Origin of the sequence: Kitasatospora sp. NPDC056138 (genome assembly GCF_042264695.1) — a bacterium.
Classification (GTDB): Bacteria; Actinomycetota; Actinomycetes; order Streptomycetales; family Streptomycetaceae; genus Kitasatospora.
Genome location: NZ_JBHJVK010000016.1, coordinates 63,970 through 76,787 on the forward strand (window position 1 = coordinate 63,970; position 12,818 = coordinate 76,787).

General features: G+C 72.6%; 11 protein-coding genes and 2 riboswitches. Of the genes, 5 read left to right on the forward strand and 6 right to left on the reverse strand.

Features of this window, described 5'->3' with window-relative positions:
• Window positions 1-46: 46 nt before the first annotated feature.
• The 5 genes from ACFC1R_RS13245 to ACFC1R_RS13265 all read right to left on the reverse strand — a co-directional run bounded on the left by ACFC1R_RS13245 (window position 47) and on the right by ACFC1R_RS13265 (window position 5,093).
• The gene (locus tag ACFC1R_RS13245; RefSeq protein WP_375937416.1) at window positions 47-1,660 is read right to left on the reverse strand and encodes a peptide chain release factor 3; all 1,614 of its coding nucleotides are present in this window, start codon (window positions 1,658-1,660) and stop codon (window positions 47-49) included.
• A 225-nt stretch (window positions 1,661-1,885) separates the two neighbouring features.
• The gene (locus tag ACFC1R_RS13250; protein WP_375937419.1) at window positions 1,886-2,731 is read right to left on the reverse strand and encodes a dienelactone hydrolase family protein; all 846 of its coding nucleotides are present in this window, start codon (window positions 2,729-2,731) and stop codon (window positions 1,886-1,888) included.
• Between the two features lie 506 nt (window positions 2,732-3,237).
• The gene (locus ACFC1R_RS13255; protein WP_375937422.1) at window positions 3,238-3,993 is read right to left on the reverse strand and encodes a (2Fe-2S)-binding protein; all 756 of its coding nucleotides are present in this window, start codon (window positions 3,991-3,993) and stop codon (window positions 3,238-3,240) included.
• Complete coding sequence (locus ACFC1R_RS13260; protein ID WP_375937425.1) at window positions 3,990-4,853, reverse strand: CbtA family protein; 864 nt, start codon at window positions 4,851-4,853, stop codon at window positions 3,990-3,992. The genes ACFC1R_RS13255 and ACFC1R_RS13260 overlap by 4 nt, the downstream gene beginning before the upstream one ends.
• 24 nt (window positions 4,854-4,877) lie before the next feature.
• Window positions 4,878-5,093, reverse strand: a complete 216-nt coding sequence (locus ACFC1R_RS13265; RefSeq protein WP_375937428.1) for a CbtB-domain containing protein — start codon at window positions 5,091-5,093, stop codon at window positions 4,878-4,880.
• Between the two features lie 35 nt (window positions 5,094-5,128).
• Window positions 5,129-5,251: riboswitch (cobalamin riboswitch) on the reverse strand.
• 210 nt (window positions 5,252-5,461) lie between these two features.
• A riboswitch (cobalamin riboswitch) is annotated at window positions 5,462-5,582 on the forward strand.
• Between the two features lie 52 nt (window positions 5,583-5,634).
• Between ACFC1R_RS13265 and ACFC1R_RS13270 the strand changes: the two genes are divergently transcribed.
• The 4 genes from ACFC1R_RS13270 (at window position 5,635) to meaB (ending at window position 11,328) form a co-directional block, all read left to right on the forward strand.
• Entirely contained in the window at window positions 5,635-6,120 is a 486-nt protein-coding gene (locus tag ACFC1R_RS13270; RefSeq protein ID WP_375937431.1) for a (2Fe-2S) ferredoxin domain-containing protein, read from the forward strand.
• Between the two features lie 109 nt (window positions 6,121-6,229).
• Window positions 6,230-8,113, forward strand: coding sequence for a methylmalonyl-CoA mutase family protein (locus ACFC1R_RS13275; protein WP_375937434.1), 1,884 nt, complete (start codon window positions 6,230-6,232; stop codon window positions 8,111-8,113).
• Window positions 8,110-10,314: a methylmalonyl-CoA mutase gene (scpA, locus tag ACFC1R_RS13280; RefSeq protein WP_375937437.1), complete on the forward strand. Its 2,205-nt coding sequence runs from the start codon at window positions 8,110-8,112 to the stop codon at window positions 10,312-10,314. The genes ACFC1R_RS13275 and scpA overlap by 4 nt, the downstream gene beginning before the upstream one ends.
• A 12-nt stretch (window positions 10,315-10,326) precedes the next feature.
• Window positions 10,327-11,328, forward strand: a complete 1,002-nt coding sequence (gene meaB, locus ACFC1R_RS13285) for a methylmalonyl Co-A mutase-associated GTPase MeaB (protein WP_375937440.1) — start codon at window positions 10,327-10,329, stop codon at window positions 11,326-11,328.
• Between the two features lie 202 nt (window positions 11,329-11,530).
• Here the strand turns inward: meaB and ACFC1R_RS13290 are convergent, their stop codons facing one another.
• Window positions 11,531-11,989 carry a nuclear transport factor 2 family protein gene (locus ACFC1R_RS13290; RefSeq protein ID WP_375937443.1) on the reverse strand — a complete coding sequence of 153 codons (459 nt, stop codon included), beginning with the start codon at window positions 11,987-11,989 and terminating at the stop codon, window positions 11,531-11,533.
• A 98-nt stretch (window positions 11,990-12,087) separates the two neighbouring features.
• Here ACFC1R_RS13290 and ACFC1R_RS13295 point away from each other — a divergent pair, with 98 nt between their 5' ends.
• Window positions 12,088-12,669, forward strand: a complete 582-nt coding sequence (locus tag ACFC1R_RS13295; protein WP_375937445.1) for a TetR/AcrR family transcriptional regulator — start codon at window positions 12,088-12,090, stop codon at window positions 12,667-12,669.
• The last annotated feature ends 149 nt before the right edge of the window (window positions 12,670-12,818 follow it).

Here is a 12,818-nt window from a genome sequence, read left to right on the forward strand (position 1 = left end):
TCGACTGACTGACCGGCAGTCACGCGGCCTGCGGCCTGACCCTCGGTCAGTCCGCGGTGGCGATCAGCGGCTGCAGCAGGATGTCGGGCTTGGCCCGCTGGAACGCGTTCAGGTGCCACTTGTCGGCGAACAGGGCCAGTAGCACGTTGTCCGAGCGGCGGGTCATCACCTCGGCGTCGGTCAGCCTGGACTTGCCCAGCTCGGCGGCGCCGTCGGCGTCGGTGACCCGGGCCAGCTGGTAGGAGAGCCGGTCGAGGGTGATCGGGGACGAGAACTCGTGCTCCATCCGGTGCAGCACGACATCGAACTGCATCGGGCCGACCGCGGCCATCACCGGTGCCTGGTCACCACGCCGGTCGGAGACCAGTACCTGGACCACGCCCTCCTCGTCCAGCTGGGAGACACCCTTTCGGAACTGCTTGGAGCGGCTGATGTCCTTGGGCCGGGCCACCGCGAAGTACTCGGGGGCGAAGGCCGGCAGCCCGGGGAACTCGGCCTTCTTGCCGGTGTAGAGGGTGTCGCCGACCCGCAGCGCGCTCGCGTTGATCAGGCCGACCACGTCGCCGGGGTACGCCTTGTCCACGACCGTGCGCTCCGCACCGAAGACGGTGTGCGCGTACTTGGTGGCGAAGGAGCGGCCGCTGGCCGCGCGGGTGACGTTCATGCCGCGCTCGAAGACGCCGGAGCAGACCCGGACGAAGGCGATCCGGTCGCGGTGCGCCGGGTCCATGTTCGCCTGGATCTTGAAGACCAGGCCGGAGAACTCCTCGCCGACCTCGCGGCTGCCGCCCTTCGCCAGCGGGCGGGGGCTGGGCGCCGGGGCCAGGTCGACCACGGCGTCCAGCAGCAGCTTCACACCGATGTTGGTCAGCGCGGCACCGAAGAAGACCGGGCTGATCTTGCCAGCCTCGAAGGCCTCCTGGTCGTAGCCGGGACCGGAGGAGAGAACCAGCTCGAGCTCCTCCAGCGCGGTCTCCCAGTCCTCGCCCTCCTGCTCGGCGGCCTGGTCGGCGGTCAGCACCTCCTCGATGGCGGCGTGCGTACCGGCCGGCACCTTGGTGTAGCGCAGCATCTGCCCGGTGTTCTCGGCCTCGACCAGGCCGCGCAGGTTGCCCGCGCTGCCGACCGGCCAGACCACCGGGACGGGGGTGATGCCGAGGTGGGTCTCGATGTCCTCGAGCAGGGTGAGCGCCTCACGGCCCCGGCGGTCCCACTTGTTGATGAAGGTGATCACCGGGACACCGCGGTGGCGGCAGACCGCGAAGAGCTTGCGGGTCTGCTCCTCCAGGCCCTTGGCCGCGTCGACCAGCATGATCGCGCAGTCGACGGCCGCCAGCACCCGGTAGGTGTCCTCGGAGAAGTCGGCGTGGCCGGGGGTGTCGACCAGGTTCATCACGTGATCGCGGTGGTCGAACTGCAGCGCCGCCGAGGTCACCGAGATGCCGCGCTCGCGCTCCAGCTCCATCCAGTCGCTGGTCACACCGCGCCGGCCGCCCTTGGCGTGCACCGCGCCCGCCGAGGTGATCGCCCGCGCGTGCAGCGCCAGCGCCTCGGTCAGCGTGGACTTGCCCGCGTCCGGGTGGCTGATCACGGCGAAGGTCCGACGACGGCCGGCCTCGTTGAGGATCTGGAGGACAGGGATGGACTGTTCGTTGCTCACGTGTTCCCTCGGGTGCGGGTGGACATCAGGCCGGTGGCACCTCTCCGTACCTGTCGAGCCGGGTGTCTGGTCCGCAGGCCCAAGGAGCGAGTCTAGTCGGCCGGAGGGCATGACCCCCAACGGGCCCGATCCGCCTCGTCGGACCTCCGTGGTGAGGAGGCGGCCCCCGGCGGGCCGATGCCCGCCGGGGAGTGCGGGAAGGTGCTCAGGGAGTGCGGCCGGCGCCTACACCGGGCGCTCTCCGGGGGCGGCCGGCTCGGGGACGACGGGCATGAGCCGCTCGCGCAGGAAGTCGACCACGCGCCGGCGTGCGTCGAGCGCGGGGTGACCCGGCCGTTCACGGAGCTCGGCGGTGAGTACGGAGTGGGCGCGTCTTCCGAAGCCTGCGGTGTTACCGGGGGACGAGTCGAGTTCGATCACTTCGAAGGCCGTACCCAGACGCTCGCGCAGGGTGTCGAAACGGTCCTTCGGCACGGCGCCGTCATGGCTGAAGCGCAGGCCGAGGACGCACAGGCCCGAGGTGGTGGTGCGGGCGGCGACCCGGGCGAGCTCGTCCTCCGAGACCCCGGGGTCGCGGCGGCGGGCGGCGCCGAGCGCCAACGGGAGGGAGGGCTGGCTGAGCACGGGGGCCAGGACCGCGTCGTCCACGGCGGCCGCCAGCGCGAAGCCGCCGGTGAAGCACATGCCGATGACGCCGACGCCCGGTCCGGGGGTGCGCCCGGCGAGGTCACGGGCCAGCGCCCGGAGGTACTCGGCGAACGGGCGCCGGGCGTCGAGCGCGAACGCGCGGAACTCGGCGGCGACGCAGAGCCGCCCGAAGACGCGGAGGCCGTACCCCGCGGTGGCCGCCCTGCCCGGGACACCGAACGGTGACGGTACGACCACCGTGAACCCCTGGTCGACGAGATGGTCGGCGAGTCCCAGGACCTCGGGGGTGAGACCGGGTACCTCGGGCACGAGCACCACCCCGGGCCCGGAGCCCTTCTCGTAGCAGTCGTAGGTCTGCCCGGCGGCGCTGAACGGGGCACGGCCCCAGCCGGTCAGCCCGGACCTCGGTGCGGAATCGGCCATGGCCGTCTCTCCTCTCCCATACGGCTCGCTACGGCTCACTGCGACTTGCTTCGGCCCACTACGGCTCACCTGCAGCTCACTACGGCTCCGACCCGCCCGGACGGTCCCGGACGGTCCGGTCCCGGACCACGGCCCGCCGGGCCGGTGGCAGCAGCACGGGCGGCCACCCGCTGCCGGCCGACGGCCAGACGGATCGGCGAGGGGCGAGCACCCAACAGCCCCGGCACCGCCGGGGGAGGATCGCCGCGGCGCCGGATCCGCCGGGCGGGGATGCCCGCCTCGGCGGGGAGGCCGGGTAACCCGGCGGCGCGGGACAGCACACCCCGCACGATAACGCGCTCGCCGCCGCCCCGGGCCGACTCCGGCCAGGACGTGGCCGACTCGCCGCCCGCACCGACGGCTCCGACCCGGCACCGGTACGGGCCCCACGCCCGGCGGCGAGCCTCGGGGATCGCCGGACCGCCGCCGACCGGTGGTCAGCAGCGGCCGACGGCGGTCAACAGCGGTCAGCGGTGGCCGGAGTGGCCGGTCAGGACGCAGTCACCGCAGAACGCTCCCCTGCGGCCGGGTGCGGCACGGTAGATCAGGCAGCAGCTCCGGCGGCGGAACGACCCGTCGACGACGGCTCCCGCGCCCGCGAGGGCCGGGTGGCGCAGCAGGTGGGCCAGGACGGCGCGTACCCGTGGGGCGTGCTCGGGACGGGCGGCGGCGAGCACCGTGGCGGCGCCGTTGAGACCGGAGGCGGCGTTGCCGCGCAGGATGTGTTCACTGACGCCGAACGCGGCTGTCGCACTGGCGAGTTCGGCGATCGCCCCGCCGAACAGGCCGCTGCCCAGCGCGTCGGCGAGGCCGGCCTCGGTGTCGAGGGACCGGGTGACGGTGTCCCTGGCCCGGGAGAGCGGGAAGGCGCTTCCCAGCTGTGGCTGCCAGCGCAGCCGGGCCAGTGCGAGGGGTTCCGCGCAGCCGTCGAGCACGGCCAGGGCCAGCGCCGGGGAGAGGATCCGGGCGGCCAGGCCGAGGTGGACCACGGACGCGGCGACCCGGGTCTCCACGGCGTCCGTGGCCTGACCGCCGCCCGCGGCCAGGAAGGCGCGGACGGCCTGGACCCGGTCCGCGAGGACCGATGCGTCGGTGAGGAGCTCCCCCATCGACCGCCACGGTGGCTGCGGCGGCTCGTCCGGGTCGTGCTGGTCCAGGGCGAAGTACGGTCCCAGCGCTTCGAGTTGCGCTGGGACCGGGTTCCCGTGGGAGGGGAGGGTCACGCGGCCACCGGATCCGGCGAGCCGGCCGGGGCGGGTGACTCGGCGGCCGGCTGGAGCAGGCGCTGCGCCATCGGGGCGAAGACCAGGCCGATGGTGGACCACATGATCAGCTGGGCCGCGACCGAGTAGAGGCGGAAGGAGAACAGCACGTCGGCCGGGAAGCCCGGGTAGACGATCGCCCCCTGGGAGTTCTCCAGCGGCAGCGGTGTCTCGGTGGGGTGGTTTCCGAAGGTGTGGACGTTGTCGGCGAGTTGGCCCAGCGACGGCAGCAGGGCCATCACGATCCCGATCGCGACGGCGTAGCCGCCCGCCGCGAGCAGGGTGGCGTTCCAGTTGCCGAACCGGGCCTGGAGTCGCTGGCCCAGCCAGACGGCCGCCACCAGGAACACGATCGAGCACAGCACCATCACCAGGTAGAGCGAACCGCGCTCCTTGATGGTGTCCGGGTGGCCGATGGCCGGCGGGTTGGCCGGGTACTTCACGAAGGGCACCAGGTAGAAGCCGACGAACCCGCCGCCGGCGACCAGCAGGGACAGGCTGCGGGCCCGCAGCCGGCCGACCCGGCCCAGGCACAGCAGGTAGGCGACGGCGAACAGGGCTCCCATGGCCGCCCCGAACAGGATCATGCCGGTCCCGATGCCGACATTGGCCTGGACGGTACGGCTGAAGAGGTCCGGTCCGGCGGCTTCCACCGGAAGGCCGGCGGCCTTGTCCAGCAGTTCCTGGGCGGCGTCACGGCCGCTCTCGTAGTCGATGGCCTGGTTGATCTGCGGCTCGGCGAAGATCCGCGCGAAGACGAACGCGAGCAGGCCGGCCACCGCGCCGGCCAGCAGGCCGCGCAGGATGATTCTCTTTTCCATGATCAGCTGTTGTCCCGGCCCCGGTCAGTGGCAGGGGAAGCCGAGGAAGTGGCGGGAGTCGTGGACGAATTCGTGGATGTGCATGTCGTTCCCGAAGACGGAGACAGCACCCTGGTCGACGCCGATGAAGTAGTAGGCGAGGAGTGCGAGGAGCGCGGTGCCGATCAGCCACAGAGCGGCTCTGGCATTGGGGACCACCACGGGCGTGGCGATGGTTCCGGGCGCGGACAGACTGCTCACAGTGAGCCCTCCTAGCGGGATCGTGCGTCCCTGTTCGTTGGAGCGGGCGTGACGGGGAGTGTCTGACTTGCCCACTGCCCGGCGGGCGGTGGACTCACAGTGGCGCGACCGCGCCGGATTCGCACCGGCTTCCTCGAACCATCACTTGTAAGGGGAGGTTAAGGGCGGCTTGTACGAACGGTCAACGCCTTCGCGGCACCCCGGGGCCGCGACGGCCACGGCTTTGGGACACGCCGGGTGCTGCGCCCCGGCGCACACCGGAAGCCGGCCCGACGACACCGCAGGCCGCTTCGCCACCAGTTGACGGACCGTCACTTCTGCGGCAGGGTCACACCCGGGATGCGGTGAGCATCCGAGACCACGGTGTGCAGGAACCCGGTGCGATTCCGGGGCGGTCCCGCCACTGTGACCGGGGAGCGACCCCGGCCGACGACCGCTGTGCAGCGGTCGGAGGCCCCGGGACGCGTGGATCCGGGAGTCAGAACACTGACCCGTGGTTTCTCCGGAGGTCGGGGCGCGGACCCCACGAGGAGGTTCTGCGGTGTCATCGGTCAGGGCTGCCCGCACGGCGGCCGTCGACGTCGTCCTGTGCCGCGGCTGCTGCTGCGGCAGTGCCGCGAAACGGCCGGGCACCGACCACCTGGGTCAGCTGTCCGCACTCGCCGAGGCCGTCGAGGACCTCCCCGCCGCGAACCTGGTGGTCACCGACTGCCTGGGACCGTGCGAACTGGCCAATGTCGTCGTCGTCCGCACCCGGGGGCGGCTTCCGGGCGAACGGCCGACCGCACCGGTCTGGCTCGGCAACGTGACCGACCCCGCCGACACGGCCGGCCTCTGCGCCTGGGTCCGGCGGATCGGGCTCGGCATCGAGCGGTTCCCGCACGACGGACCGCTGCCGCCCGCACTGGAGTCGCTGCGCATCCCCACTCCCGGCCCCCGGCGGACCATCAGGACGAGGAGGACGGCGACGGCGACGGGACGGCCGGCCCTGGCGGACAGCACGGGGGGCACCCGGCAGAGGTCGTGAACCCTGCCGGCCGGCCGGCTGGCACTCCGGGTACCCTCCAGTGCAGCGAGTTCAAGGTCACACTCCTGGGCACTGATAGAGCCGGGCTGACGAGCATTAACCTTCCCCTATGACGGTCCTGCCCCATGGGCTCCCCCTGGCCGCCGAGTTCCCGGACGCAAGCCGTGAGCGGTGGCAGCGCCTGGTCGAAGGCGTGCTGCGCAAGTCCGGTGCGCCGGACGCCACCGGTGTCCAGGCCGAGGAAGTCCTCTCCAGTGAACTCCAGGACGGACTACGAGTCCGTCCGCTGTACACCGCCGAGGACGGCTCGGCCGCCGCCGGCTACCCGGGCTTCCCCCCGTTCGTCCGGGGCGGTCGGCCGCAGGGCGCGGCGGTCTCGGGCTGGGACGTGCGCCAGCGCCACACCGATCCGGATCCCCGGCGGGCCAACGAGGCCGTGCTCGCCGACCTGGAGAACGGCGTGACCTCGCTCTGGCTGGAGGTCTCGGACACCGGCCTGCCCGCGACGGCCCTGCCGGACGTCCTCCAGGGCGTCTACCTCGACCTGGCCGCCGTCGTCCTCGACGCCGGTGCCGGATTCGGCCACGCGGCCGAGCAGTTGCTACGGCTGTACGAGGAGCGCGGGGTCGGCCCGGCGGCCGCCGCCGGCAACCTCGGCGCGGACCCGCTCGGTCTGCTCGCCCGCACCGGCAAGGACGCCGACACCGACGCCCTGCTGGCCGAGGCCGCCGCGCTGGCCCTCCGCTGCGACCGCGATCACCCCGGTCTGCGCGCCCTCACCGTCGACGCCCTCCCCTACCACGACGCCGGCGCCTCCCCGGCCCAGGAACTCGGCTGTTCGCTCGCCACCGGCGTCGCGTACCTGCGCGGGCTCACCTCGGCCGGTCTGTCGGTCGACGCCGCCTGCGCGCAGCTGGAGTTCCGCCTCGCCGCCGACGCCGACCAGTTCCTGACCATCGCCAAGTTCCGCGCCGCCCGGCGGCTGTGGGCCCGGGTGACGCAGCTGTCCGGGGCGTCGCCCCAGGCCGCGGCGCAGCGCCAGCACGCCGTCACCTCCGGCGTGATGATGACCGAGCGCGACCCGTGGGTGAACATGCTGCGCACCACCGTCGCGTGCCTGGCCGCCGGGGTCGGCGGAGCCGACGCGGTGAGCGTGCTGCCCTTCGACAGCGCGGTCGGGCTCCCGGACGCGTTCGCGCGGCGGATCGCCCGCAACACCCAGTCGATCCTGCTGGAGGAGTCCTACCTGGCCCGGGTCATCGATCCGGCCGGCGGCTCCTGGTACGTCGAGCAGCTCACCGACGAGCTGGCTCGGGCCGCCTGGGCGTGGTTCCAGGAGATCGAGCGGGCCGGCGGCCAGCGGGCCGCCCTCACCTCCGGGCTGATCAGCGAGCGGACCGCCGCCACCTGGGCCGCGCGCTCCACCGCGCTGGCCAAGCGGCGCGAACCCATCACCGGCGTCAGCGAGTTCCCCAACCTCCAGGAGCAGCCGCTGGTCCGCCCGGCGGCGCCGGCGCCGCTCGGCGGTGGCCTGCCCAGGGTGCGGCGGGCCGAGGCGTACGAGGCACTGCGGTCCCGCTCCGACGCCCACCTGGCCGCCACCGGTGCCCGTCCCGCGCTGTTCCTGGCGGCCCTCGGGCCGGCGGCCGTCCACACGGCGCGGTCCTCGTTCGCCGCCAACCTCTTCCAGGCCGGTGGCATCGAGACCGGCACGGCCGAGGGGGTCGACGGCACCGCGCTGGCCGAGGCGTTCGCCGCGAGCGGCGCGAGCGTGGCCTGCCTGTGCTCCAGTGACCAGCTCTACGCGGAGCACGCCGAGGAGGTCGCGGCCGCGCTGAAGGCCGCCGGCGCCCGGCGGGTGCTGCTGGCGGGGCGTCCGGGCGAGGCACGTGAGGCGTACCAGAAGGCCGGGGTGGACGAGTTCGTCTTCGCGGGCTGCGACGCGGTCGCGGTCCTGTCCTCGGTGCTCGACGAGATCGGAGTGGCGCGATGATCCCCGACTTCACCGGGATCGCTCTCGACGGGGAGAGCGGCCCGTCCGCCACCGGCGAGCAGTGGCGGACGGCCTGGCAGCAGGCGACCGGCAAGGAGGTCGAGGAACTGGTCTGGGAGACCCCGGAGGGCATCGGCGTCAAGCCGCTGTACACCGCCGAGGACCTGGCCGGCCTGGACTTCCTCGGCACCTACCCGGGCATCGCCCCCTACCTGCGCGGCCCGTACCCGACGATGTACGTCAACCAGCCGTGGACGGTCCGCCAGTACGCCGGCTTCTCCACCGCGGAGGAGTCCAACGCCTTCTACCGGCGCAACCTGGCGGCCGGCCAGAAGGGCCTGTCGGTCGCCTTCGACCTGCCGACCCACCGCGGCTACGACAGCGACCACCCCCGGGTGACCGGCGACGTCGGCATGGCGGGCGTGGCCATCGACTCCATCTACGACATGCGCCAGCTCTTCGACGGCATCCCGCTGGACCGGATGTCGGTGTCGATGACGATGAACGGCGCGGTGCTGCCGGTACTGGCGCTGTACATCGTGGCGGCCGAGGAGCAGGGGGTGCCGCCCGAGAAGCTGGCGGGGACCATCCAGAACGACATCCTCAAGGAGTTCATGGTCCGCAACACCTACATCTACCCGCCGCAGCCCTCGATGCGGATCATCTCGGACATCTTCGCGTACACCTCGCAGAAGATGCCGCGCTACAACTCGATCTCCATCTCCGGCTACCACATCCAGGAGGCCGGAGCCACGGCCGACCTGGAACTGGCCTACACCCTGGCCGACGGTGTGGAGTACCTGCGGGCCGGCCTGGGCGCCGGACTGGACGTGGACGCCTTCGCGCCGCGGCTGTCGTTCTTCTGGGCGATCGGCATGAACTACTTCATGGAGATCGCCAAGCTGCGCGCCGCCCGGCTGCTCTGGGCGAAGCTGGTCAAGCAGTTCGACCCCAAGAACGCCAAGTCGCTGTCGCTGCGCACCCATTCGCAGACCTCCGGCTGGTCCCTCACCGCGCAGGACGTCTTCAACAACGTCACCCGCACCTGCGTGGAGGCGATGGCCGCCACCCAGGGCCACACCCAGTCGCTGCACACCAACGCCCTCGACGAGGCCCTCGCCCTGCCGACCGACTTCTCGGCCCGGATCGCCCGCAACACCCAGCTGATGCTCCAGCAGGAGTCGGGCACCTGCCGGGTGATCGACCCCTGGGGCGGCAGCGCGTACGTGGAGAAGCTCACCCACGACCTCGCGGCACGGGCCTGGCAGCACATCCAGGAGGTCGAAGCGGCGGGCGGGATGGCCAAGGCCATCGACGCGGGCATCCCCAAGCTGCGGGTCGAGGAGGCCGCGGCCCGTACCCAGGCCCGGATCGACTCCGGCCGCCAGCCGGTGATCGGCGTCAACAAGTACCGGGTCGCCAACGACGAGCAGATCGACGTCCTCAAGGTCGACAACTCCTCGGTCCGCGCCCAGCAGGTCGAGAAGCTGCGCCGGCTGCGCGCCGAACGCGACGAGGCCGCCTGCCAGGACGCGCTGCACGCGCTCACCCGGGCCGCCGAGGCGGGCGCCGGACGCGGCGACAGCCTGGAGGGCAACCTGCTCGCCCTCGCGGTGAACGCCGCCCGCGCCAAGGCGACGGTCGGTGAGATCTCCGACGCACTGGAGAAGGTGTACGGACGCCACTCCGGCCAGATCCGTACCATCTCCGGTGTGTACCGAGACGAGGCAGGCCCCTCCACCGCCGTTCAGCGCACCCGCGACCTGGTCGAGCGCTTCGAGGACGCCGAGGGCCGCCGCCCGCGCATCCTGGTCGCCAAGATGGGCCAGGACGGGCACGACCGGGGTCAGAAGGTGATCGCGACCGCCTTCGCCGACCTCGGCTTCACCGTGGACGTGGGCCCGCTGTTCCAGACCCCGGCCGAGGTCGCGCGCCAGGCGGTGGAGGCCGACGTGCACATCGTCGGCGTCTCCTCGCTGGCCGCCGGGCACCTGACGCTGGTCCCGGCGCTCCGCGCCGAACTGGCCGAGGCCGGACGGGAGGACATCACCATCGTGGTCGGCGGGGTCATCCCCCCGCAGGACTTCGACGCCCTGTACGCGGCCGGCGCCGCCGCCGTCTTCCCGCCGGGCACGGTGATCCCGGACGCCGCCCACGACCTGCTGAAGTCGCTCGCCGCCGACCTCGGCCACGAGCTGTGAGCCGCTGAGCCGATGGCGCCTCGCACACTCGACCTCGACCAGTACCGGCAGGGTGTCCTGGACGGCTCGCGCGCCTGGATCGCGCGGGCCATCACCCTGGTGGAGTCCACCCGGCCCGACCACCGGGCGCTCGCCCAGCGGCTGCTGGTCGAGCTGCTGCCGCACTCGGGCCGGGCCGTCCGGGTCGGGATCACCGGTGTGCCCGGGGTGGGCAAGTCCACCTTCATCGAGGCCCTGGGCACGATGCTCACCGGGCTCGGCCACCGGGTCGCGGTGCTCGCCGTCGACCCGACGTCCAGCCGCACCGGCGGCTCCATCCTGGGCGACAAGACCCGGATGGAGAAGCTCTCCACCGATCCGAACGCCTTCGTCCGGCCCTCGCCCACCTCGGGCACGCTCGGCGGGGTCGCCCGCGCCACCCGCGAGAGCATGGTGGTGATGGAGGCCGCCGGGTACGACGTCGTCCTGGTCGAGACGGTCGGCGTCGGGCAGTCCGAGACCGCCGTCGCCGACATGGTCGACTCCTTCCTGCTGCTCACCCTGGCCCGTACCGGCGACCAGCTCCAGGGCATCAAGAAGGGCATCCTGGAGCTCGCCGACCTGGTCGCCGTCAACAAGGCCGACGGCCCGCACGAGACCGACGCCCGCGCCGCCGCGCGGGAGTTGGCCGGTGCCCTGCGGCTGCTCCAGTCCCCCGACGCCGCCTGGACGCCCCCCGTGCTCACCTGCAGCGGCCGGGACGGCACCGGCCTCGACACCCTCTGGGAGCGGCTCCAGCAGCACCGCCGGATCCTCGACACCACCGGAGCGCTCGCCGCCAAACGCCGCGACCAGCAGGTCGGCTGGACCTGGGCGATGGTCCACGACCAGTTGCTCTCCCAGCTGCACGAGCACCCCGAGGTCCGCGGCATCTCCCCCGACCTGGAACAGCAGGTCCGCGAGGGCACGCTCACCGCGACCATGGCCGCCGAACGCATCATGGCCGCCTTCCGCCCGCTGCCCGTCGACCACTGACGGCTGACGGCTGACGGCTGACGGCTGACGGCTGACGGTCGGCGGTCGGCGGTCGGCGGTCGGCGGTCGGCGGCTGACCGTTGGCCGTCGACCGCTGGCCACCGACCGCTGCGGGGCACCGCAGCTCTGCGTCCGGGCTCCATCCGGGCCCTCTCCGGGCGCCGCCCGGCGCGGCCGGTTCACTGCGGCGGGAGGCGCGCCCTCACCAGACCGGGAACGTGACTCCCCGTTCGGCCGCCGGACGCGGCCCGAAGATCCGCCGCTCCGCCTCGGTGATGCGGACGTCGTTGATGCTCGCCTCCCTGCGGCGCATCAGCCCGTCCGCGCTGAACTCCCACAGCTCGTTGCCGTAACTGCGCCACCACTGACCCGCTGCGTCCCGGCACTCGTACTGGAACCGGACCGCGATCCGGTCACCCAGGAAGCCCCAGAGCTCCTTGCGCAGGGCGTAGTCCAGCTCCCGGGACCACTTCTCGCGCAGAAAGGCCACGATCTCCTCCCGGCCGGTGAGGAACCGGTCCCGGTTCCGCCAGACCGAATCCTCCGTGTAGGCGAGTGCGACGCGTTCGGGATCACGGGTGTTCCACGCGTCCTCGGCGGCCTGGACCTTCTGGAGCGCGGTCTGCTCGTCGTACGGCGGGAACGGGGATCGTGGCGCCATGACGGTCTCCTCTCATGGGGAACAGTCGAGAGAACGGCCGTTCTCTCGATGTCGGCTAGTCTAGAGAATCATCGTTCTCATTGGTAGCTGGAGGTGCTGTGGATCACGAAGAGGCCCGCACGCGGTTGCTCGACGCCGCCGAGCGGCTGTTCTACGAACGCGGTATCCAGACCGTGGCCATGGACGAGCTCCGCGCCGCCTCCGGCGTGTCGCTGAAGCGGCTGTACCAGTGCTTCCCGTCCAAGACCGACCTGGTGGAGGAGTACCTGCGGCGCCGCGACGAGAGCTGGCGCGCCGAGCTGTCCGAGTACGTCGACCGAACCGCCACCACGCCGGAAGGCAGGCTGTCGGCAGTCTTCGACTGGCTGTACGCCTGGCTCGCCGGGCCCGGCTCCCGGGGCTGCGCCTTCATCAACTCCTTCGGCGAGCTGGGCGCCACCGCGGACGGTGTGGCCCGCGCCGCACGCGACCACAAGCGCGCCGTCCGGGAACAGCTGACCGACATCACCCGCGACCTGGGAGCCGACGATCCGTCGGCGCTGGCCGAGCAGTTGGTGCTGCTGATCGACGGCGCGATCACCACCGCCGCGATCAGCGGCGACCCGACCCCCGCCCGCCACGCCCGTGCGGCGGCCGAAACCCTCGCAACGGCCGCGGCAGCGAGGGCACCCCGGGCGTGACTCCCGGCCCCCGCAAGGGAGTTGCGCGCGAGCGGTGGCTGCCGACCCCGGCGCGGAGGGCCGGTCCAGGGGCCAGCCGAGGCGGATTCGGATTGGCAGTGGCAGTTGGCGGTTTCCGGAAGTGACGGCCGACAGCCTTCGCGCCCGGT